Source organism: Brevundimonas sp. (genome assembly GCF_030704825.1).
Classification (GTDB): domain Bacteria; phylum Pseudomonadota; class Alphaproteobacteria; order Caulobacterales; family Caulobacteraceae; genus Brevundimonas.
The window spans coordinates 1-19,377 of sequence record NZ_JAUYNX010000038.1 but is presented as its reverse complement, the minus strand read 5'-3'; the positions used below and the strand labels follow the sequence as shown (position 1 = coordinate 19,377).

At 68.2% G+C, this 19,377-nt stretch carries 20 protein-coding genes; 14 read left to right on the top strand and 6 right to left on the bottom strand.

The features are described from left to right. Positions 1-2 precede the first annotated feature (2 nt). Entirely contained in the window at positions 3-1,115 is a 1,113-nt protein-coding gene (queG, locus tag Q8Q71_RS16185; protein WP_305760627.1) for a tRNA epoxyqueuosine(34) reductase QueG, read from the top strand. On the opposite strand, the gene Q8Q71_RS16180 is transcribed toward queG, so the two are convergent. Both Q8Q71_RS16180 and Q8Q71_RS16175 read right to left on the bottom strand, forming a co-directional pair. Further along, positions 1,112-1,615: an FKBP-type peptidyl-prolyl cis-trans isomerase gene (locus Q8Q71_RS16180; protein ID WP_305760626.1), complete on the bottom strand. Its 504-nt coding sequence runs from the start codon at positions 1,613-1,615 to the stop codon at positions 1,112-1,114. The genes queG and Q8Q71_RS16180 overlap by 4 nt on opposite strands. A 19-nt stretch (positions 1,616-1,634) precedes the next feature. Continuing rightward, positions 1,635-2,837: a threonine ammonia-lyase gene (locus Q8Q71_RS16175; protein WP_305760625.1), complete on the bottom strand. Its 1,203-nt coding sequence runs from the start codon at positions 2,835-2,837 to the stop codon at positions 1,635-1,637. A 137-nt stretch (positions 2,838-2,974) separates the two neighbouring features. On the opposite strand from Q8Q71_RS16175, the gene Q8Q71_RS16170 reads away from it, so the two are divergent. The 3 genes from Q8Q71_RS16170 to Q8Q71_RS16160 all read left to right on the top strand — a co-directional run bounded on the left by Q8Q71_RS16170 (position 2,975) and on the right by Q8Q71_RS16160 (position 4,571). Next, a complete protein-coding gene (locus Q8Q71_RS16170; protein WP_305760624.1) occupies positions 2,975-3,493 on the top strand; it encodes a hypothetical protein in 519 nt (172 codons plus the stop codon). A 63-nt stretch (positions 3,494-3,556) separates the two neighbouring features. Further along, positions 3,557-4,231 carry a hypothetical protein gene (locus tag Q8Q71_RS16165; protein WP_305760623.1) on the top strand — a complete coding sequence of 225 codons (675 nt, stop codon included), beginning with the start codon at positions 3,557-3,559 and terminating at the stop codon, positions 4,229-4,231. A gap of 142 nt (positions 4,232-4,373) precedes the next feature. Further along, entirely contained in the window at positions 4,374-4,571 is a 198-nt protein-coding gene (locus Q8Q71_RS16160; protein WP_305760622.1) for a hypothetical protein, read from the top strand. Between the two features lie 55 nt (positions 4,572-4,626). Here the strand turns inward: Q8Q71_RS16160 and Q8Q71_RS16155 are convergent, their stop codons facing one another. The 3 genes from Q8Q71_RS16155 to rplU form a co-directional block, all read right to left on the bottom strand. Continuing rightward, positions 4,627-5,160: a GNAT family N-acetyltransferase gene (locus Q8Q71_RS16155; RefSeq protein ID WP_305760621.1), complete on the bottom strand. Its 534-nt coding sequence runs from the start codon at positions 5,158-5,160 to the stop codon at positions 4,627-4,629. A gap of 164 nt (positions 5,161-5,324) precedes the next feature. After that, positions 5,325-5,603 carry a 50S ribosomal protein L27 gene (rpmA, locus tag Q8Q71_RS16150; RefSeq protein WP_304877334.1) on the bottom strand — a complete coding sequence of 93 codons (279 nt, stop codon included), beginning with the start codon at positions 5,601-5,603 and terminating at the stop codon, positions 5,325-5,327. Positions 5,604-5,630: 27 nt separating this feature from the next. Continuing rightward, entirely contained in the window at positions 5,631-6,197 is a 567-nt protein-coding gene (gene rplU / locus Q8Q71_RS16145; RefSeq protein ID WP_305760620.1) for a 50S ribosomal protein L21, read from the bottom strand. 192 nt (positions 6,198-6,389) lie between these two features. Here rplU and Q8Q71_RS16140 point away from each other — a divergent pair, with 192 nt between their 5' ends. The 8 genes from Q8Q71_RS16140 (at position 6,390) to Q8Q71_RS16105 (ending at position 16,776) form a co-directional block, all read left to right on the top strand. Beyond that, a complete protein-coding gene (locus Q8Q71_RS16140; protein ID WP_305760619.1) occupies positions 6,390-7,049 on the top strand; it encodes a hypothetical protein in 660 nt (219 codons plus the stop codon). 10 nt (positions 7,050-7,059) lie between these two features. After that, positions 7,060-8,004 (top strand): cation diffusion facilitator family transporter, encoded by a 945-nt coding sequence (locus Q8Q71_RS16135; protein ID WP_305760618.1) that lies wholly within the window; start codon positions 7,060-7,062, stop codon positions 8,002-8,004. A 40-nt stretch (positions 8,005-8,044) separates the two neighbouring features. Next, positions 8,045-9,127 (top strand): GTP-binding protein, encoded by a 1,083-nt coding sequence (locus tag Q8Q71_RS16130; protein WP_305760617.1) that lies wholly within the window; start codon positions 8,045-8,047, stop codon positions 9,125-9,127. After that, a complete protein-coding gene (locus Q8Q71_RS16125; protein WP_305760616.1) occupies positions 9,124-10,086 on the top strand; it encodes a WD40 repeat domain-containing protein in 963 nt (320 codons plus the stop codon). Before Q8Q71_RS16130 ends, Q8Q71_RS16125 begins: the two co-directional genes overlap by 4 nt. 40 nt (positions 10,087-10,126) lie before the next feature. Next, a complete protein-coding gene (gene mtgA / locus Q8Q71_RS16120) occupies positions 10,127-10,837 on the top strand; it encodes a monofunctional biosynthetic peptidoglycan transglycosylase (protein ID WP_305760615.1) in 711 nt (236 codons plus the stop codon). Positions 10,838-10,923: 86 nt separating this feature from the next. After that, positions 10,924-12,795 (top strand): M2 family metallopeptidase, encoded by a 1,872-nt coding sequence (locus tag Q8Q71_RS16115; RefSeq protein WP_305760614.1) that lies wholly within the window; start codon positions 10,924-10,926, stop codon positions 12,793-12,795. Between the two features lie 119 nt (positions 12,796-12,914). After that, positions 12,915-14,795, top strand: coding sequence for a TadE/TadG family type IV pilus assembly protein (locus Q8Q71_RS16110; RefSeq protein WP_305760613.1), 1,881 nt, complete (start codon positions 12,915-12,917; stop codon positions 14,793-14,795). A gap of 94 nt (positions 14,796-14,889) precedes the next feature. Then, a complete protein-coding gene (locus tag Q8Q71_RS16105; RefSeq protein WP_305760612.1) occupies positions 14,890-16,776 on the top strand; it encodes a TadE/TadG family type IV pilus assembly protein in 1,887 nt (628 codons plus the stop codon). 38 nt (positions 16,777-16,814) lie between these two features. On the opposite strand, the gene Q8Q71_RS16100 is transcribed toward Q8Q71_RS16105, so the two are convergent. Continuing rightward, positions 16,815-17,726 (bottom strand): isopenicillin N synthase family oxygenase, encoded by a 912-nt coding sequence (locus Q8Q71_RS16100; protein WP_305760729.1) that lies wholly within the window; start codon positions 17,724-17,726, stop codon positions 16,815-16,817. Positions 17,727-17,969: 243 nt separating this feature from the next. Here Q8Q71_RS16100 and Q8Q71_RS16095 point away from each other — a divergent pair, with 243 nt between their 5' ends. Together Q8Q71_RS16095 and Q8Q71_RS16090 are read left to right on the top strand one after the other, a co-directional pair. After that, positions 17,970-18,644: an OmpA family protein gene (locus tag Q8Q71_RS16095; protein ID WP_305760611.1), complete on the top strand. Its 675-nt coding sequence runs from the start codon at positions 17,970-17,972 to the stop codon at positions 18,642-18,644. Between the two features lie 153 nt (positions 18,645-18,797). Beyond that, complete coding sequence (locus Q8Q71_RS16090; protein WP_305760610.1) at positions 18,798-18,971, top strand: hypothetical protein; 174 nt, start codon at positions 18,798-18,800, stop codon at positions 18,969-18,971. Positions 18,972-19,377: the final 406 nt, after the last annotated feature.

Genomic DNA, 19,377 nt, shown 5'->3' with positions numbered 1-19,377 from the left:
CCATGCCGGCCGATCCCCGCATCGCCATCCGTGACGGCGCCGCCGCTCTGGGCTTCGGCGTCTGCCGCTTCGCCTCGGCGTCCGAGCCATGGAGCGCCGGCGAACGTCTGGCGCATTTCGTCGAGGCCGGACGGCACGGCGACATGGGCTGGATGGAGACCACGCTGGCGCGCCGCGCCCACCCCACCGCCATGTGGGACGGGGCCCGCACCGCCGTCGTCCTGGGCCTCAACTACGGCCCCGACCGCGACCCCCTGCCCGAAATGACCGACCGGTCGGCGGGCTATATCTCCGTCTACGCCCGCGGCGACGACTATCACGAGGTCATCAAGGGCCGGCTGAAGACCCTGGCCGGCCAGATCGCCGCCCGCACCGGCGAGGACGTCAAGGTCTTCGTCGACACCGCCCCGCTGATGGAGAAGCCGCTGGCCCAGCGCGCCGGCCTCGGCTGGCAGGGCAAGCACACCAATCTGCTCAGCCGCACCCACGGCAACTGGCTGTTCCTCGGCGTCATCCTGAGCGCCGCCGACTTCGAGCCCGACCCGCCCGAGGGAGAGCACTGCGGCACCTGCACGGCCTGCCTCGACGCCTGCCCGACCCGGGCCTTCCCGGCCCCGTTCCAGCTGGATGCGCGCCGATGCCTTTCCTACCTGACCATCGAATTCGCCGGGCCCTGGCCTGTCGAGTTCCGTACGGCGACCGGCAGCCGCATCTACGGTTGCGACGATTGTCTGGCGGTCTGTCCGTGGAACAAATTCGCCGCCGCCTCGCACGAGGCCCGGGTTCAGGCCCGGGAGAGTCTCGTATCGCCCCGGCTGGCCGACCTGGCCGCCCTGGACGACGCGGGCTTCCGGGCGCTGTTCTCGAAGAGCCCGGTCAAACGCATCGGCCGCGACCGGTTCGTGCGGAACGTCCTGTACGCCATCGGCAACAGCGGCGACGCGACCCTGATCCCGGCGACGGAACGGTTGCTGGACGATCCGGCCCCGGTCGTGCGCGGCGCGGCCGTGTGGGCGCTGTCGCGGCTGATGGGAGCGGGGGCGTTCGCGGCGCTGTCAGATCTGCGCCGCACGGGTGAGGCGGACGAGGCCGTCAGGCTGGAGTGGGCCGCCTAGCCCTGGACGACGGCCCCGCCGCGCTCACCACCGGGCGCCCGCGCGATGTCCAGCAGCTTGATCCGGAACACCATCACCGCATTGGGGGGAATGCCCGGCCGCCCCTGTTCGCCATAGCCCTGCGCCGGCGGCACATAGACCACCCATTCGTCGCCGACCCGCATCTGTTGCAGCGCCTCGGTCCAGCCCGGGACCACATCGCCGACCACGAACACCGCCGGCTGGCCGGCCTGGAAGGAGCTGTCGAACACCGTCCCGTCGGTCAGGGTGCCCTCGTAATCGACCCGGACCAGATCGTTGCGGTCGGGGCGTTCGCCGCCGGGCGGCCCGGAGCGCACCACCTTGTACTGGACGCCGGAGGGCAGCGTCCGCACGCCCTCGGCCCGGGCGTTCGAGGTCATGAAGAACTCCGCCGCCCGCAGGTTCTGCGCCGCCATCTCGTCGGGCGCGGGCGATTCGCGGTCGCAGGCCGCCAGCGGCCCGGCCAGGGCCGCGATCATGGCCAGCGCCGTCGCGCCCCTAGCCCATCCGTAATTCATATCCCGCCTCTTCCAGTCCATGTCTGATCTCTTCCGCGTGGGCCGCGCCCCGGGTCTCGACCATGATGTCGAACTCCGCGCCCTTGGCCGGCACGTCCAGCGCCAGCCGGTTGTGCACCACGTCGATGATGTTTCCGCCCAGCCCGCCGATCACCGCGCTCATCTTGGACAGCATGCCGGGACGATCGTCGCCGAGGATGCGATAGACGATCATCTTCTTCTCGCGCACCAGCTCGCGATTCAGCACCACGGCCAACATCCGGGCGTCGATATTGCCGCCGGTCAGCTCGATCCCGACCTTCATTCCGCGGAACTTGTCCGGATACGCCAGCAGCGCCGCCAGTCCGCCGGCCCCGGCGCCTTCGGCCACGGTCTTTTCCAGCGTCGCCAGAAAGGCCACGCCCTTCTCGAAATCGGCCTCGCCGACGACCAGGACCTCCTCGATCAGCGGGTCGGCGATCGCGAAGGGGATGTCGCCCACGGCCTTGATGGCGATGCCCTCGGCGATGGTCTGGCCACCGCATTTCGGCGTCTCGCCCCGGCGTCTGGCGGTGAAGGAGGGATACATGGCCGCCTCGACCCCGAAGACGCGGAGGTGGGGCTTCATCGCCCTGGCGGCGATCGCGCAACCGGCGATCAGCCCCGCGCCCCCGATGGGGATGATCAGGGCCTCGAGATCCGGGGCGTCCTCCAGAAACTCCACGGCGCAGACGCCCTGGCCGGCGATGATGCCCTCGTCGTCGAAGGCGGAGACGAACACCATGCCCTCCGCGTCCCGCAGGCGGTGCGCCTCTTCTGTCGAGCCTGTGAAGTCCAGGCCCTTGATCACCACGGTCGCGCCGTGGGCCCGGGTGCCGTCCGCCTTCACGAAGGGGGTCCCCTCGGGCATGACGATGGTCACCGGCACCCCCAGCCGGGCGCCGTGCCAGGCCAGGGCCTGGGCGTGATTGCCGGCGCTGGCCGCCACCACGCCGCGCTTGCGCTCATCGGGCGTCAGCTGCAGTAGCCGGTTCAGGGCCCCCCGCTCCTTGAAGCTGCCGGTGAAATGCAGATTGTCGAACTTGACCCAGACCTCGGCGCCGGTCAGCTGCGACAGCCGCCGCGAGTGACGCACGGGGGTCCGGTCGACCTGGCCGGCGATGCGGCCGCGCGCCGCCAGAATGTCGTCAAACGTGACTGTCATGAGCCTTCCCTATAGCCGGTCTCGCGCCAGCTTCACGCGCTTTTGGCCCACGCCCCGACGCGCCGCAACCTTGACCTTATGGCGGCGTTCAGCGTCTGATCAGGACGTTCGACCCGCGCCCTTCACGGAGAGAGCCCATGCCCGCCGCCAAGTCCGCCCTGCCCATGGTCGCCCTTCTGGCCGCCATCGCCGCCCTGGCGGGTTGCGAGACCGTGCCGATGGGCGGTTTCGGTCCCGGGCCCGCGCCCGGCCCCGCCCCGTTCCGCGCCGATGATTTCGCCTGGTCCGCCCGGGAGGGCCGGGCCTCGATCGACGGCCGCATCGACTATCGCCGCGACGGCCAGAGGTATGAGTGCGGCTCGGTCGGCCTGACGCCCGACACGCCCTACACGCGCGCCCGCTTCCGGGTTCTCTATGGTTCGACCGATCGCGCCGCCATTCCGGAGGCCGTCGTCCGGGCCCGGACCGTGGCGGACCCCAACGCCGACTATCGCTCCTATGTCCGCTCCTCGACCTGCCAGGACGGGCGTTTCACCTTCACCGGCCTGCCTGACGGCAACTGGTTCATCATCGCCCCGGTCAGCGCCGGTGGCGACCGCGTCGTGCTTATGCGGGCCGTCGCTACCCGCGGAGGCCGCGTCTCCGTCACCCTGTAGAGTCCGCCCGCCAGTGTCTGTTCGTCTCGGGGCCGCGTATCGGGCCGCTTCGGAGTGTTAACCATGCGCCGCATCGCCTTCCTTCTCGCCACCGGCCTGACCCTCGCGGCCGCCCCCGCAGCCGCCCAGTCGTGGGGCGGGACCTACGACCCTGGCTATCGCGACGACGGCTATCGCTCCCATGACGGCGGCTACGGCCGCGGCTCGTACGGCGACGGCTATGGCTACAGCTCCCGTCGCTCGAACGCCGTTCCGTCGAATTTCGACTGGCGCAGCCAGCTGGACCGCCCGGGCGACTATCGCTGCGACCAGTTCTGGGACGCCAACCGGACCGATTGCGGCGCCGGCTGGCGGGATCAGCGCCATCGCGCCAGTCCGCAGGCGCGGCGCGACTATCGTGAACTGGCTGGCTACAGCGGTTACGGCTACGGCGGCCACGGCCATAGGGGCTATGGCTATGGCTATGGCTATGGCTATGGCTATGGCTATTCGCCGCGGCGCGGCTATGGCTCGGCCTACGACTATGGCCATGCCCGGGGATCGACGACATATCACGGCGCCTACGGGCGGCCGGACCATGTCTATCCGGGGAGCGGCGCCAGCTATGGCGGATACGGCGGAGAGTATGGCGGCGGCTACGGCGGACGCGCCGACTGGTGCCGGGCCAACTACCGGTCCTACGACCCGCGCACCGGCTATTACCGGGCGTACAGCGGTCGGCTGATCTATTGCGGCTGAGGCGCCCGACCGATCCAGCGGCCATAACTTCGTTCATCCGATCACGGATCGGTGGATAACCGTCGTTCGCCATTGTTTGGCCTTGTCTGACCCGCTTCGGTGGCCACGACCCGCAAGGGGCGGTGGATCAGGGAGCGCGTTCATGTCCCAGCACAATATTTCCGGTTCAGAAGTCTTCGGACCCAAGCCCGGCGTCATGGTCCGGTCGGTCAAGACCAGCGGTCTGCGTCGTCAGCGCGCCGCCCGCACCTGGGCGGCCTTCGTCGCCGGCGCTATCGTCGCCGTGGCCGGCGGCGCCATCGCCATGGCGGCCATCTTCGGACCGACGCTGTTCGGGTAATTCCTGATTCCGCTCATCCCGGCGTTCGCCGGGATGAGCGGACAGAAGATAGCCATCAAGCCAGCCACACCATGCGGCGCGTCTCGGCGTCGGACCCGCGCGCGCGGCTGAAGCCCCTGCGCACCTCGCCAGTGTAGAGAAAGCCCGCCTTCTCCAGCACCCGACCCGACGCCGGATTGTCGATGAAATGCCCCGCCATCAGGGCGCGGCGCTTCCACGCCCGGCTGGCCCAGGCCATGGCCCCTTGCAGGGCCTCGGTCGCAAAGCCCCGGCCCCAGAACGGGCGGGCGATCCAGTAGCCGACCTCGGGCGCCGGATCGGCGTCCTCGAACAGGCCGATAACCCCGACCGGACCGTGATCCTCGTGCTCGATCAGGAAGGTCCGCGCCCGCGCCGGGTCTTGCACCGCCACGCCGAGCACGAAGGCTTCGGCGTCCGCCAGGCGAAAGGGATGCGGCATGCGCAGGGTCATCCGGGCGATGGCCGGATCGTTGGCCAGGGCGGCCAGCCGGAGGATGTCCTGGGCGCCAGGCGAGCGCAGGGCCAGACGCCGGGTCTCCACGACGGGAGAGGGTTCGATCACGCACATGAGACAGCCTCGGTCTTCGCGCCGCCTCCTTGGAGGGCTCGGACGGCTTCGAGGCGGGGAACGAAAACGGGGAGCCTGGTGATCCAGACTCCCCGCGGAAACTTGTCCCTTGGTCCGGATCGCGGCTCTTGAGCCTTCGCGATCCGGTGGTGTTCCGTTCGCGCTTACTCGGCGGCCATGGCCTGTTCAGTGGCCGGAAGAATCGACACGTAGCATCGGCCGTTGGCCTTCTTGGTGAATTTCACGGCGCCGTGGGCGGTGGCGAACAGGGTGTGGTCGCGGCCCAGGCCGACGTTGTCGCCCGGGTGGAAGGTGGTGCCGCGCTGGCGCACGAGGATGTTGCCGGCCAGAACGTTCTCGCCGCCGAACTTCTTCACGCCGAGGCGCTTGGAGTGAGAGTCGCGACCGTTACGCGACGAACCACCGGATTTCTTGTGAGCCATAGGTCTGCTCCCGTTCTCGTACTGATATTACGCTTCGTCGCCGGCCTTGTCCGCCTTCTTGGCGGGGGCCTTTTTGGCGGGAGCAGCTTTGGTTTCGGTCTTGGCGGCGGCCTTTTTGGCGGCGGGCTTTTCGGCGGGCGCGGCGTCGATGACCTTGGGCGACTTGGCCGGCTTGGCCTTGACCTCGGTCTCGTCGACGCGCGGGGCCAGGCCGCGGGCGCGCAGGTTCATTTCGGCCTTGGTCATCAGCGAGGTTTCGCCGTCCCACTTGGCCTTCTCGCCGGCGCCGTCGATGCCGGTGATGCGCAGGACCGATTCCATCTGGCGATGGCCGTTGGTGCGGCGATAGCCCTGACGGCGGGTCTTCTTGAAGATCTTGATCTTCTCGCCCTTGCGGGTCTCGACCAGGGTCGCGGCGACCGCGGCGCCCGCGATCAGCGGAGCGCCCAGGGTCACGCCCTTGTCGCCGCCCAGCATCAGCACGTCGCCGAACGAAACGTTCGAGCCGGCCTCGCCGTCGAGCTTCTCGACCACAATGACGTCGCCCGGTTGAACCCGGTACTGCTTGCCGCCGGTCTTGATCACCGCGTACATGTTGAAGCCTCAGCGAAACGCAAAAAGAATAAGCCCGACGGGGGACCCCCTCGGGCGAAGAGCGGCGACATAGACGCAGAGGGGTGTCCGAGTCAACGCGGACGGGCGAAAAAACGGGGCCCGACCGATCGCGCCGCCGAAATGAAACGCGGCCCTCGACTGTTATAAGATAACACACTAAGAGAGGCCGGGATGACGCCGGCCGACCTCCAGCAACCCGTCCTGCTGTCCCTGCTGGGGGCGGGCTTCGCCACGGCCTTCCTGCACGCCGCCCTGCCCACCCACTGGCTGCCCTTCGTTCTGGTCGGCCGCGGCCAACGCTGGAGCCTGCCCCAGGTCCTTGGCGTGGTGGCCGCGTCGGGCCTGGCCCATATCGCCGCCACCGCCGCGGTCGGCGGCCTGATCGTCGCCGCCGGACTGGCCATGGACCAGTGGATATCCGGACTGCTGCCAAGCCTGTCCGCCGGACTGCTGTTCCTGTTCGGCGCCTTTTATCTGGGCCGGGCCCTGCTCCGCCCGGCGATTATGGCGGGCGGCCCGTCTCTGGCCCTGTCCGAACCCACGGTCTCGCACGCCGCCGCCTTCTGGGGCTTGGTGGCGATGATGGCCGTGTCGCCGGGCGAGGTGCTGTTGCCCATCTATCTGTCGCAGGCGACGGAGGGCCTGCTCGTCCTGGCCGCCCTGACCCTGGCCTTCGCCGCCGGCACCGTGCTGGGCATGACGCTGTTCACCGTGCTGGCCCGCGCCGGCTGGTCGGTGCTCCGGCTGGAGCGCTGGGCCCGGTACGAGGGCCTGGTGCTGGGCCTGGCCCTGATCCTGATCGGCCTTCTCGTCGTCCTGCGTCAGCACTAAGGATAGCCGCATGGCGCACGCCCACGGCTCCGACGATCACCACAACGACCACGGCCATGGGCACGGCCATGGCCCGGGCGGCCATCATCACGGCCCGGTCGATACGGGGGACTGGCGCTATGCGGTCGGTTTGCTGATCAATCTCGCCTTCGTCGGGATCGAGTTCGGGGCCGGGATCTTCAGCGGCTCGACCGCCCTGATGGCCGACGCCGGCCACAACCTGTCTGACGTCCTGGGCCTGGCCATGGCCGGCGGCGCGGCCTGGCTGGCGCGGCGAGCCAGCGGTTCGCAGAACACCTATGGCTACGGCAAGGCGACCGTGCTGGCGGCGCTCGCCAACGCCCTGCTGCTGATCTTCGCCTGCGGCGCCATCGCTTTCGAGGCCGTCCGCCGCCTGGCCGAGCCGGCCCCGGTCATGTCGGGCCTGATCATGGGAGTGGCGGCGATCGGCTTCGTCATCAACCTCGGCACGGCCCTGCTGTTCATGCGCGACCAGCACAGCGACCTGAACGCCCGGGGGGCCTATCTGCACATGATGGCCGACGCCGGCGTGTCCATAGGCGTGGTGATCGCCGGCGCGGCGATCATGGTCTCAGGCTGGTCGGTAATCGACCCCCTGGTCAGCCTCGCCATCGTCGCCGTCATCCTGATCGGCACCTGGGGGCTGCTGAAGGACTCGGTCAATCTGGCGCTCGACGCCGCCCCCCGCGGCGTCGACGTCGAGGCGATCCGCGCCGCCTTCCTGACCCTGCCCGGCGTCAGCGCCGTGCACGACCTGCATGTCTGGGGCCTGTCCACCACCGAGACGGCCCTGACCGCCCATCTCTGCCACGGCCGCGCCGACGCCGAAGCCCTGCTGGCCGAGGCGCAAGCCATGGCCCGCGGCCGCTTCGCTATCGGCCACACCACCCTTCAGCTGGAAGCCGAACCGTTGGCCGACTGCCCGACCTGCTGACCCCTTCCCATCCGGCGCCGCAGCCGCCATCTAGCCGCCCATGACCGACACCGCTTCCGCGAAGATTCCCGTCACCGTGCTCACCGGCTACCTCGGCGCCGGCAAGACCACCCTGCTGAACCGCATCCTCACCGGAGACCACGGCAAGCGCTACGCCGTCATCGTCAACGAGTTCGGCGAGATCGGCATCGACAACGACCTGGTCGTCGGCGCCGACGAGGACGTGTTCGAGATGAACAACGGCTGCGTCTGCTGCACCGTGCGCGGCGACCTGATCCGCGTGGTGGCTGGCCTGATGAAGCGCCAGCGCCCGGGCAAGCCGGCCTTCGACGCCATCATCGTCGAAACCACCGGCCTGGCCGACCCGGGCCCCGTGGCCCAGACCTTCTTCGTCGACGAGGACGTCAAGGCCAAGACGCAGCTGGACAGCGTCACCGCCCTGGTCGACGCCAAACACGTCATGGCCCGGCTGGATGACTCGAAGGAGGCGCGCGAACAGGTCGCCTTCGCCGACCGCATCATCCTCAACAAGGTCGACCTAGTCACCGAGGCCGAACTGGTCGCGGTCGAGTCGCGGCTGCGCCGCCTCAACCCGCTGGCCCCCATCACCCGCGCCACCCGCGCCGACGTGCCGCTGGACCAGGTCCTCGGCCTCGGCGGCTTCGACCTCGGACGAATCCTCGACATCAATCCGGAATTCGCCAACCCGGCGCACGGCGAGGCCGGCCACGTGCACGACGAACACTGCGGCCATGACCACCACGACCATGACCACGGCCACGAGGGTCACGATCATGCGCACGGCGCCCGCGGTCACGCCCACGAGGACGACATCAAGGGCATCTCCCTGTCGCTGGAACGGCCGATGGACGGGACGAAATTCACCGCCTGGCTCGACCGGCTGCTGGGCGAGCAGGGCCAGAACATCCTGCGCGCCAAGGGCATCATCGACGTCCACGGCGAGGACCGCCGCCTGGTCTTCCAGGCCGTGCACATGATCCTGGAAGGCGACCTGCAGAAGCCCTGGGGCGCCAACGAACACCGCTGGTCCCGCGCTGTCTTCATCGGCCGCGACCTCAACGAGGCGGCGTTGAAGGCCGGGTTCGAGGCCTGCGCAGCGTGAGGACCACCTTCGACGCCCAGATCACCGCCGCCCTGTTCGACCGCCAGGGCGCGATCTTCGCCCTCGGCGACGGCTCGGTCCGCTTCGAGGGCGGCGAGTTCAGCGCCGCCCATGACGGCGCTGTCCTGTGCGCCGTGGTCCACCCCTCGGGCGACGGGGTCGTCACCGGCGGCGACGACGGCCGGGTGATCTGGCACCGCCGCGGGGAGGCCGGCGTGCTGGCCACCGCCAGGGGCCAGTGGATCGACGCCGTCGACGCCTCGGCCGAGAGCGGCCTGATCGCCTTTTCCGCGGGCAAGACCCTGTCCGTGATCGATGCGAAGGACGCCGGCTTCCGCCGCGACTTCCAGCATGAGCGGACCGTTTCCGGCGTGGCCTTCGAGCCGAAGGGGCGGCGCGTCGCGACCTCGACCTACGGCGGGGCGGCCCTGTGGTTCGCCCGCATCGCGGACCAAAAGCCGACCTTCCTGAAATGGGCCGGCTCGCACACCGCCGTGACCTTCTCGCCCGACGGCGCCTTCGTGGTCACCGCCATGCAGGACGCCCAGCTGCACGGCTGGCGGCTGAAGGATCAGAAAAACCTGCGTATGGGCGGCTATCCGTCCAAGGTCCGGTCGATGAGCTTCCTCGCCAACGGCCAGATGATGGCCACCTCGGGCGCCCAGGGGGTGGTTCTGTGGCCCTTCGTCGGTTCGAACGGCCCGATGGGCCGCGAGGCGATCGAGATCGGCTTCGACGAGGGCAGCGTCGTCGCCCTGGTCGCGTCGCGGCCCCGGCACGGCCTGCTCGCGGCCGGGCTCAGCGACGGCCGTGTCTGGGTCGCGGAGCCCGCCGGCCAGGGACTCAACTTCCTCAAGGCCGACAGGGGCGCGCCGGTCGTCGCCTTGGCCATGAGCGCGGACGCCGCCCGGGTCGCCTGGGCCGACGAGGACGGCCATGCGGGGGTGGACGGCGTCTGAGCGCTTGCGCACCGACCCTCGCGCGTGCTGCCCTCCGTCCATGTCGGGGCCGACCACAATCGCGAAGAAGGGCCGGCCCCTGCTGACGGCCATGTTGCTGCTGCTCCTGCTGGGGTCGAGCGGCGTCCTGCTGCACCGCTTCATCCCGCCGCCGACCACCTTCCTGATGGCCAGCAGGGCCGTCGGCGGGTCGGGGCTCGACTACCGCTGGCGCTCCCTGGACGACATTTCGCCGCGCCTGGTCCAGGCCGTGATCGCCTCGGAGGATTCGACCTTCTGCGCCCACCGCGGCTTCGACATGAAGGCCATCGAGCGGGCGCTGAAGGCCAACGCCCGGTCCGAAAAGCGGGGCTCGGGCCGGATCCGCGGCGGCTCGACCATCAGCCAGCAGACCGCCAAGAACATGTTCCTCTGGCCCGGCCGCGACTGGATCCGCAAGGGTCTGGAGGCCGGCTACACGGTCGCCATAGAGACGGTCTGGGGCAAGCGCCGGATCATGGAGATCTATCTGAACGTCGCCGAATGGGCGCCGGGGGTCTATGGCGCCGAGGCCGCCTCGCGCCACTGGTTCGGCAAGGGCGCCGGGGATATCAGCGCTCGCGAGGCCGCGCGCCTGGCGGCCATCCTGCCCAGCCCGCGCCGCTATGACGCCGCCCGCCCCGGCCCCTATGTCCGCCGCCGCGCCTCACGCATCCAGGCGGCGATGGGGACGGTCCGCAACGACGGCCTGGCGGCTTGCGTCCTCGACTGAACGGGGCGGCTTGACCTGACGGGCCGCGTCGCTTCACCTGCGCGCCGAGTGACGCGGGAAGCAGCCTGCGCGAGGAGGACAGTCCCATGAAACGCACCCTGATGTCGGCCGCCGCCGTTTGCGCGCTCATGACCACGGCCGCCTGCGCCGCCTATGGGGCTCATGAGCCCCATGTCCGGAACGACGGGCCGCCCGCCGCCCCCGCGACGGAAGCCGCCGCCCCCGCGACCGTCCAGGCCGCCGCCGCCTTCGTCGCCGACGCCGAGGCCCGCCTCGCCGCCCTCAGCGAGGAGGCCGCCCGCATCCAGTGGACCCGGGCCACCAACATCACCTTCGACACCATGTGGCTGGAGAGCCGGATCAACGCCGAATACACCGAGTTGCAGGTCGAGCTGGCCAACGGCGCTGCGCGATACAACCAGGTCGAGGTCCCGGCCGACGTGCGCCGCAAGCTGAACCTGCTGCGCCTCGGCATCGTCCTTCCAGCTCCCAACCGCCCGGGCGCGGCCGGCGAGCTGGCCGAGATCACCACCCGACTCGACTCCACCTATTCGGTCGGCAAATTCGACTTCAAGGGCCGCCAGATCACCCTCGACGAAGCCGAGGTCCTGCTGGCCGAAAGCCGCGACCCGGCCGAGACCCGGGCCCTGTACGAGGGCTGGCGCACCATCTCGCCGGTCATGGCGGCCGACTACGCCCGCATGGTCGAGATCGCCAACGAGGGCAGTCGGGAACTGGGCTTCGCCGACACCGGGGCCATGTGGCGCGCCGGCTACGACATGGAGCCCGACGCCTTCGCCGCCGAGACCGACCGGCTGTGGGCGCAGGTCAAACCCTTCTACGAGAACCTGCACTGCTATGTCCGCGGTCGCCTCAACGCCCGCTACGGCGACGCGGTCCAGCCCGACAGCGGCCCGATCCGAGCCGACCTGCTGGGCAATATGTGGTCGCAGCAATGGGGCAACATCTATGACGTGGTCGCCCCGGCCGAGGGCGGCGCCTCCAGCTACGATCTGACGGAACGGCTGGTCGCCTCCGGCTACGACGCCCGCAAGATGGTCGAGACCGGCGAGGGCTTCTATGTCTCCATGGGCCTGCCCGAACTGCCGGAAACCTTCTGGGAGCGGTCGATGATCACCCGGCCGGCCGACCGCGAGGTGGTCTGCCACGCCTCGGCCTGGGACCTCGACAACCTCGAGGACATCCGCATCAAGATGTGCACCCAGGTGAACGGCGACGACTTCTATACCGTCCATCACGAGCTGGGGCATAACTACTACCAGCGCGCCTACAAGGATCAGCCCTTCCTGTTCAGGAACGGGGCGAACGACGGCTTCCACGAGGCCATCGGCGACTTCGTCGGCCTGTCGGCCCTGACCCCCACCTATCTGAACCAGATCGGCCTGCTGCAGACCGTGCCCGGCGAGGAGGAGGACATTCCCTTCCTGCTCAAGATGGCTCTGGACAAGATCGCCTTCCTGCCCTTCGGTCTGATGGTCGACCGCTGGCGCTGGGGCGTCTTCAACGGCGAGACCGACCCGGCCGAATACAATGACGCCTGGACCGCCAACATGCTGCGCTACCAGGGCCTGGTCCCGCCCGGACCGCGTCCGGACAACGCCTTCGACCCGGGCGCCAAATACCATATCCCCGGCAACACGCCCTACACCCGCTACTTCCTGGCCCACATCTACCAGTTCCAGTTCCACCGCGCGGCCTGCCAGCAGGCGGGCTGGACCGGGCCGCTGCACCGGTGCTCCGTATACGGGAACGAGGCGGTCGGGGCGCGCTTCAACGCCATGATGGAGATGGGCCAGTCCCGTCCCTGGCCCGAGGCCATGCAGGCCTTCACCGGCCAGCGCGAGAACGACGCCTCGGCCGTGGCCGACTATTTCGCCCCGCTGAACGTCTGGCTGACGGCGCAGAACCGCGGCAAGAACTGCGGTTGGGAGACCTGAACCCGGTCCGCCAGCCGCCCGTTAACCTTTGGCGTTGGCCCTTCTCTTAACCGGGCCCCGCCATTCTCCGCCGGATGAGCGGGGGCGATTGCGCCCGCGACCGACGGGCGGACGCGGCAATGGGGCTGAAATCCTGGATCGACGGCATGGGCCGGGGCCTGCGGGCGTTCACGCGCCGCATGGCCGACGATGCGCGCGGCAACGTCGCCATGCTGTTCGGTCTTTGCGTTCCGGTGCTCGTCCTGATGACCGTCGGGGGCGTCGACATCCACCGCGCCTCGACCGTGCGGGTCAACCTGCAGGACGCGCTGGACGCCGCGGCCCTGTCGGCGGCCCGTTCGCCCTATACCGCGAACGCCGACCTGCAGCGGGTCGGACTCGCGTCGCTGCGCGCCAACCTGCAGGCCTACCCCAACATCATCCTGCGCGAGGCGGACACGACGTTCGTGCTGAACGCCGACGACGTGGTGATCGCGAATTCCAAGGTCGACGTGAAGACCCTGGTCGCCAACCTCTTCCTGCCGCCCTACGGAAAGTTCATGGACGACTATCTGCCGGTCGGGGCTCATTCCGAGGTGGACCGGTCGTCCCGGAACATCGAGGTGGCGCTGGTGCTCGACACCACCGGCTCGATGGCCGGCCAGAAGATCATCGACCTGCGCGCCGCCGCCAAGGACCTGGTCGACATCGTCGTCCAGGATATCCAGACGCCCTGGTATTCCAGGGTCGCCATCGTGCCGTATTCGATGGCGGTCAATGTCGACAGCTACGCCAACGCCGCTCGCGGATCGATCGTGGGTTCGGTCAACATCACCGGCGCGGTCATCAACCTAGCCGGAACCCCGAAAACCATAACGGCGGCGACCCAGGCCCGGCCGGTGGTCGTCACCTCCAACGCCCACGGCTTCTCCAACAACGACGTGGTCTGGATCAGCGGCGTGGGCGGCATGACCGCGCTGAACAACAAGCCCTATCTCGTCAAGAACAAGACCGACAACACCTTCCAGCTCTACAGGTTGAACGGATATGCGGTGGACGGGCGATACTACAATGCCTTCAGCGGAACAAGCGGCCGGGTCCAGCGGTGCCAGAACAACGATTGTTCCATCACCATTACCGCGAACAACCACGGACTCGTCAACAACAACTACGTCTATATCACCGACATCGGCGGCATGACGCAGATCAACAACGAAACCTATCTGGTCGGCAACGCCACGACCAACACCTTCACCATCGACATGAACGAGACGACACTGACCCCCTACACCTCGGGCGGCAGGTCCTGGTGCGCCCAGCAGGGCTGCACCTACTACGCCTTCGAGAACGTTTACGACGATCTCACCACACATCGGATCAGCACCTGCGTGACCGAGCGTACGGGCGACGACGCCTATACGGACACGGCGCCGTCCACCGCCAGAGTGGGCCGGAACTATCCCTCGACCTCCAATCCCTGCCTCTCGAACACGCTGAGGCCCCTGTCCAGCGACCGGTCCTCGGTCAAGGCCGACATCGACCGGTTGAGCGCTTCCGGTTCGACCGGGGGCCATATCGGCGTGGCCTGGGGCTGGTATGCCGTCTCACCCAACTTCAGCGGCCTTTTCGGCTCATCCGCGGGCGGCGCCTACAACACCGCCGAGACCCTGAAAGCGGTCGTGATCATGACCGACGGCGAATACAACAGCGGCTATTGCAACGGCGTGATCAGCGCCGATTCGACCAACGGATCCGGAGCCGCATCCCTGCATATCAACTGCAATGCCCCCAACGGCCATCCGTTCGATCAGACCCTGGCCCTGTGCACGGCCATGAAGAACGCCGGCGTGATCGTCTACACCGTGGGCTTCCAGGTGGTGGACGACGACCGCGCCCGCGCCCTCGTCAACAACTGCGCGACCAACTCGGGCAACGTCTATATGGCGGACTCGGGAACGGACCTGCGCGAGGCCTTCTCGGCCATCGGCCGCGACATCACCCAGTTGCGAATATCCCGATAAATTACAGCGTTCGCCGGCGATCATCCGGCGTTAACAATGCTCCCCGATGCTCAGTCCGGAAAGCCGGACCTTCGTACCGGACGAAATGGCTACCATGGCACCCCGTATTGACTCGCCCATCCTGTACGGCCTGAAGTTTCTCCGGCGCCTGTGGGCCGACGCCCGCGGCAACGCCGCCATGCTGTTCGGTCTCAGCCTGCCAGTGCTGATCCTTATCTCGGTCGGCGGCGTCGATATTCACCGCGCCTCAACCGTCCGGGTCAATCTGCAGGACGCGCTGGACGCCGCGGCGCTCGCCGCCGCCCGCTCGTCCTATACCGAAGACGCCGACCTCCAGCGCGTGGGACTGGCGGCGCTGCGCGCCAACATGCAGGCCTATCCCGATGTCATCCTGCGCGAAGCCGATACAAGTTTCGTCCTGAACGACGAGAATGTGGTCGTCGCCAGTTCGAAGGTCGATGTGAAGGCCCTGGTCGCCAACATCTTCCTGCCGCCCTACGGCCAGTTCATGGACGACTATCTGCCGGTCGGAGCCCACTCCGAGGTCGACCGGTCGTCCAAAAACATCGAGGTCGGCCTGGTGCTCGACATCACCGGCTCCATGGCGGGTCGGCGCATCATCGATCTCAAGGCGGCGGCGACCCAGCTGGTCGACATCGTGGTCCAGGACGTCCAGACGCCCTACTACACCCGGATGGCGATCGTGCCCTATTCGATGGGGGTCAATGTCGGCTCCTGGGCCAACGCCGCCCGCGGAACCCCCATCGGCGCGCGGAACATCGCGCACATGGCCTGGGCGGCGTCGACCGCAAGGAACATCAGCGCCATCACCCGCGCCAATCCGGGGGTCGTCACCACCTCGACCGCCCATGGCTTCGTGACCAACGACTATGTTTGGATCCGCAACGTCTCCGGCATGGGACAGGTCAACAACCGCGCCTATCGGGTCCAGAGAATCAGCAGCACGAGATTCTCATTGCGGTCGTGGGACGGCTCATCCTGGGTGGCGGTGAACACGAGCAGTTATGGCAACTATCTCGGCTCCGGCGAGGCGCGAAAATGCCTGCTGTCGGATTGCGCGGTCCAGGTGACCGCCCCCGGCCACGGCCTTGAGACCGGCGACGGCGTGTACATCACCGGGGCCAATGGCATGACGCAGGTCAACAATCGGCCCTATATCGTCGCCAAACAGACGAACAATACCTATTCGATCGGCGTCAACGGCGCGGAATGGGGCGCCCATACCTCGGGCGGATCCAGCTGGTGCGGCCAGGACGGCTGCCAATGGCGCGTATTCTACAATCCATCGGGCACGCTTCGCGCCCTTGAAACCAGCACCTGTGTCAGCGAACGCGCAGGTTCCCAAGCCTACACAGACGCCGGGCCTTCGGCCTCAACCTGGGTGGGGCGCAACTACCCATCGACCTCGGGCAATCCCTGCCCGTCGGCTGTCATCCTGCCCCTCAGCAGCAGCAAGCCGACCCTCAAATCCCTGATCAGCGGCCTTTCCGTCACGGGATCCACGGCGGGCCATATCGGCATGGCGTGGGGCTGGTATTCCGTATCGCCCAACTTCAATTCACTGTGGCCGAGCAGTCCCGCCGGCGCCTATGCGCCCGAGGACACGCTCAAGGCGGTGATCATCATGACCGACGGCGAGTTCAACACGCCATACAACACCGGCGTGATCGCCCAGAACGCAGGCGTGGGTTCCGGCGGAACCGTCGACAAAATCAACCAGAACTCGACCAATGGCGATCCGTTCGCGCAGGGCGAGGCGCTGTGCGACGCCATGAAGGCGGCGGGGGTGATCGTCTATACGGTCGGCTTCCAGATCGCGGCGGGTGGCGACGCCGCGGACCTGCTGGCCGACTGCGCCAGCAGCCCGGAGCACGCCTATCTGCCGTCCAGCGGGTCCGATCTCTCCCAAGCTTTCGCCGCCATCGGTCGCGACATCTCACGGCTGAGAATCTCGAAATAGAATCGACACCTTGCCCTTCAGGGGGCGGCCCGCACCCGTCAGATCAGGCGGATTTCCTTCAGCCGCTCGGTCAGGAAGTCCTCGGCCATGATCGCCTTGCCCGCATAGCGGTCGGGGTTCTCCGGACTGATCATGGTCGGCAGGGTCTCGATCACGAAATCCGGGTTGAAATGCAGGAAGAAAGGCGTCGAATAGCGGGCGAAGCCCCGCCGCTCGGGCGCCGGATTGACGACCCGGTGGGTCGTCGACGGTAGGACGTGATTGGTCAGCCGCTGCAGCATGTCGCCGATGTTGACCACCAGCGCGCCCGGCGGCGGCGCTATGTCCAGCCATTCGCCGTCGGCGTCCTTCAACTGCAGCCCGGCCTCCTCCGCTCCCAGCAGCAGGGTGATGACGTTGATATCCTCGTGCGCGCCTGCGCGCACGCCCGGCGCGTCCGCCGGCACAGGCGGATAATGCAGCATGCGCAGGATGCTGTTGCCCATCTCGACCTTGTCCTCGAAGAAGTCGTCGCCGAGTTTCAGGTAGCGGGCGATGGCGCGCAGGATCCTGGCGCCCAGGGCGTCCATGGCCTCGAACATGCCGTAGAGATGGGTTCGGAAGCCCTCGATCTCGGTCGGCCAGACATTGTCGCGCATGTATTTGCGATAGGGATGACCCGGGGGCAGTTCTCGCCCGACGTGCCAGAACTCCTTCAGATCGACCGTGGCCGCGCCCTTGGCCGCCTCGACGCCGAACGGAGTCAGGCCGCGCGCGCCGCCCGTGCCCGGCTGGTGATATTTGCGCTTGGTCTCTTCCGGCAGGGCGAAGAAGGCCTTGGTGTCCGCGACCGCGGCCCCGATGATCGCCTCGTCCAGTCCATGGTCGGCGACGACGGCGAACCCGTAGCGCCTGAACGAGGTCCCGAGACGGTCGGCGAACGCCTGGAAATCGACGTCGTAAAGCGTCATCGACACCGGCTCTATGGCGCGGCCGCAACCGGTGGAGGCGGCGGTGGTCAGGGTGGCGGTCACGGTCGGAACCTTTGTGGGCGGACAGCCGAGTTCCATACTCCCTGGACCATGGCCTTGGCAAAGCGATTGGCGCCGGGATGAAACCGCCGTCCCGGGGCGTTCACCTGCGGTACAGGCTGGAACCTTGACCATATGGCGACGTTTCAGCGCCGACACGTCTGATTGAAAGGACCCTCCCCCATGCGCAGCAAGCTTCTTCTCACCGGCGCCAGCGTCGCCATTCTTCTCGGCGGCGTCGCCTGCACCACGACCGACCCGTACAGCTCGGCCCCGCGCCGCAACAATACAGGCACGGGCGCGATCGCCGGCGCCCTCGGCGGCGCCCTGCTGGGCTATCTGACCAACACCTCGAACTCCGAGGAGGGTCGCAAGAACGCCCTGATCGGCGCCGGAATCGGGGCCCTCGGCGGCGCGGCCGTCGGCGCGTATATGGACCGCCAGCAGCGCGAGTTGGAGGCGGAACTGTCGGGCTCGGGCGTCGGCGTGGCCCGCCAGGGCGACAACCTGGTCCTGCGCATGCCGTCGGACGTCACCTTCGCTTCCAACCAAGCCTCCATCAACCCCCGCTTCAACGCGACGCTGGACGATGTCGCCGGGGTTCTGAACCGCTATGACCAGTCCATCGTCGACATCGTCGGCCATGCGGATTCCGACGGCACGGACGAGTACAATCTCAATCTCTCGCGCCAGCGCGCCTCGTCGGTGGCCCAGTATCTGGTCAGCCGCAATGTGCTGGCCGACCGGCTGTACGTCGATGGCCGCGGCGAGAGCGCTCCGATCGCGTCGAACGCCACGGCCGAGGGCAAGGCGCAGAACCGCCGGGTCGAGATCCTGATCCGCCCGTTCCGCGGCTAGGCGCAGGCAGCGGGCGGCCGCGCCGCCAACGTACGAGGAAGGAGGGCGAAGCCGCACGGCTCCGCCCTTTTTCGTGATCGGACACCGTTCCGTGACTTGCGGCGCGCCGCGTCAGATGCTGGATACGAACCGCGTTCGTCGCGGGGGAATCGCTTGCGTCCAGACCATCAGGAATTCGCCGACGGGGTGAAACTGGCCGCCATCGCCGCGATCTCGGCGGTCCTGACGGCGACCGTTGTCATCGGCGCCGGACGGACGCTGCCGCCCCGGGGCGGGGCGGCCGTCGCCGCCGAACCGCCGGCTCTGACCCGTGTCTCTCTTCGCTAGACCTCCAGGCATCCGTCGAGGCTGACTTTTCGTCAGGTCGCCCGGTCGAGGCGCCGCCAGCCCTGTAGACGTCTCCGGCGTCCGCTATCACCGACTGTCGAATCCGCGGCGTGATGCGGTCCATGTCCGGCGAAGGCGTGTCACGGATCCGTCGGCCCCCGCCATGAAGGTCGGCGCCGCAGACCCATGGGTCCAATCGGAGCGATGCGGGGACCCACCTTCTCTGGAAGAGGGAGGCGGAGATGATGGCCGGCGCCTGTTCGGCCCGCAAAGCAAAACCGCCGGCCCCCTTTCGGGGACCGGCGGCTCTGTGTTGCTGGCCTTCGGCCTTCCGGGTTTAGCGGAAGTTGATGCCGATGGTGGCGCGACGGTTGAGCGGCTCGCGCACGCCGTCGGCGGTCGGGCG

Excerpts from the sequence above, each read along its gene's own strand:
- queG (WP_305760627.1), top strand. The coding sequence starts at position 3 with ATGCCGGCCGATCCCCGCATCGCCATCCGTGACGGCGCCGCCGCTCTG.
- Q8Q71_RS16180 (WP_305760626.1), bottom strand. The coding sequence starts at position 1,615 with ATGATCGCGGCCCTGGCCGGGCCGCTGGCGGCCTGCGACCGCGAATCG.
- Q8Q71_RS16175 (WP_305760625.1), bottom strand. The coding sequence starts at position 2,837 with ATGACAGTCACGTTTGACGACATTCTGGCGGCGCGCGGCCGCATCGCC.
- Q8Q71_RS16170 (WP_305760624.1), top strand. The coding sequence starts at position 2,975 with ATGCCCGCCGCCAAGTCCGCCCTGCCCATGGTCGCCCTTCTGGCCGCC.
- Q8Q71_RS16165 (WP_305760623.1), top strand. The coding sequence starts at position 3,557 with ATGCGCCGCATCGCCTTCCTTCTCGCCACCGGCCTGACCCTCGCGGCC.
- Q8Q71_RS16160 (WP_305760622.1), top strand. The coding sequence starts at position 4,374 with ATGTCCCAGCACAATATTTCCGGTTCAGAAGTCTTCGGACCCAAGCCC.
- Q8Q71_RS16155 (WP_305760621.1), bottom strand. The coding sequence starts at position 5,160 with ATGTGCGTGATCGAACCCTCTCCCGTCGTGGAGACCCGGCGTCTGGCC.
- rpmA (WP_304877334.1), bottom strand. The coding sequence starts at position 5,603 with ATGGCTCACAAGAAATCCGGTGGTTCGTCGCGTAACGGTCGCGACTCT.
- rplU (WP_305760620.1), bottom strand. The coding sequence starts at position 6,197 with ATGTACGCGGTGATCAAGACCGGCGGCAAGCAGTACCGGGTTCAACCG.
- Q8Q71_RS16140 (WP_305760619.1), top strand. The coding sequence starts at position 6,390 with ATGACGCCGGCCGACCTCCAGCAACCCGTCCTGCTGTCCCTGCTGGGG.
- Q8Q71_RS16135 (WP_305760618.1), top strand. The coding sequence starts at position 7,060 with ATGGCGCACGCCCACGGCTCCGACGATCACCACAACGACCACGGCCAT.
- Q8Q71_RS16130 (WP_305760617.1), top strand. The coding sequence starts at position 8,045 with ATGACCGACACCGCTTCCGCGAAGATTCCCGTCACCGTGCTCACCGGC.
- mtgA (WP_305760615.1), top strand. The coding sequence starts at position 10,127 with ATGTCGGGGCCGACCACAATCGCGAAGAAGGGCCGGCCCCTGCTGACG.
- Q8Q71_RS16115 (WP_305760614.1), top strand. The coding sequence starts at position 10,924 with ATGAAACGCACCCTGATGTCGGCCGCCGCCGTTTGCGCGCTCATGACC.
- Q8Q71_RS16110 (WP_305760613.1), top strand. The coding sequence starts at position 12,915 with ATGGGGCTGAAATCCTGGATCGACGGCATGGGCCGGGGCCTGCGGGCG.
- Q8Q71_RS16105 (WP_305760612.1), top strand. The coding sequence starts at position 14,890 with ATGGCACCCCGTATTGACTCGCCCATCCTGTACGGCCTGAAGTTTCTC.
- Q8Q71_RS16100 (WP_305760729.1), bottom strand. The coding sequence starts at position 17,726 with ATGACGCTTTACGACGTCGATTTCCAGGCGTTCGCCGACCGTCTCGGG.
- Q8Q71_RS16095 (WP_305760611.1), top strand. The coding sequence starts at position 17,970 with ATGCGCAGCAAGCTTCTTCTCACCGGCGCCAGCGTCGCCATTCTTCTC.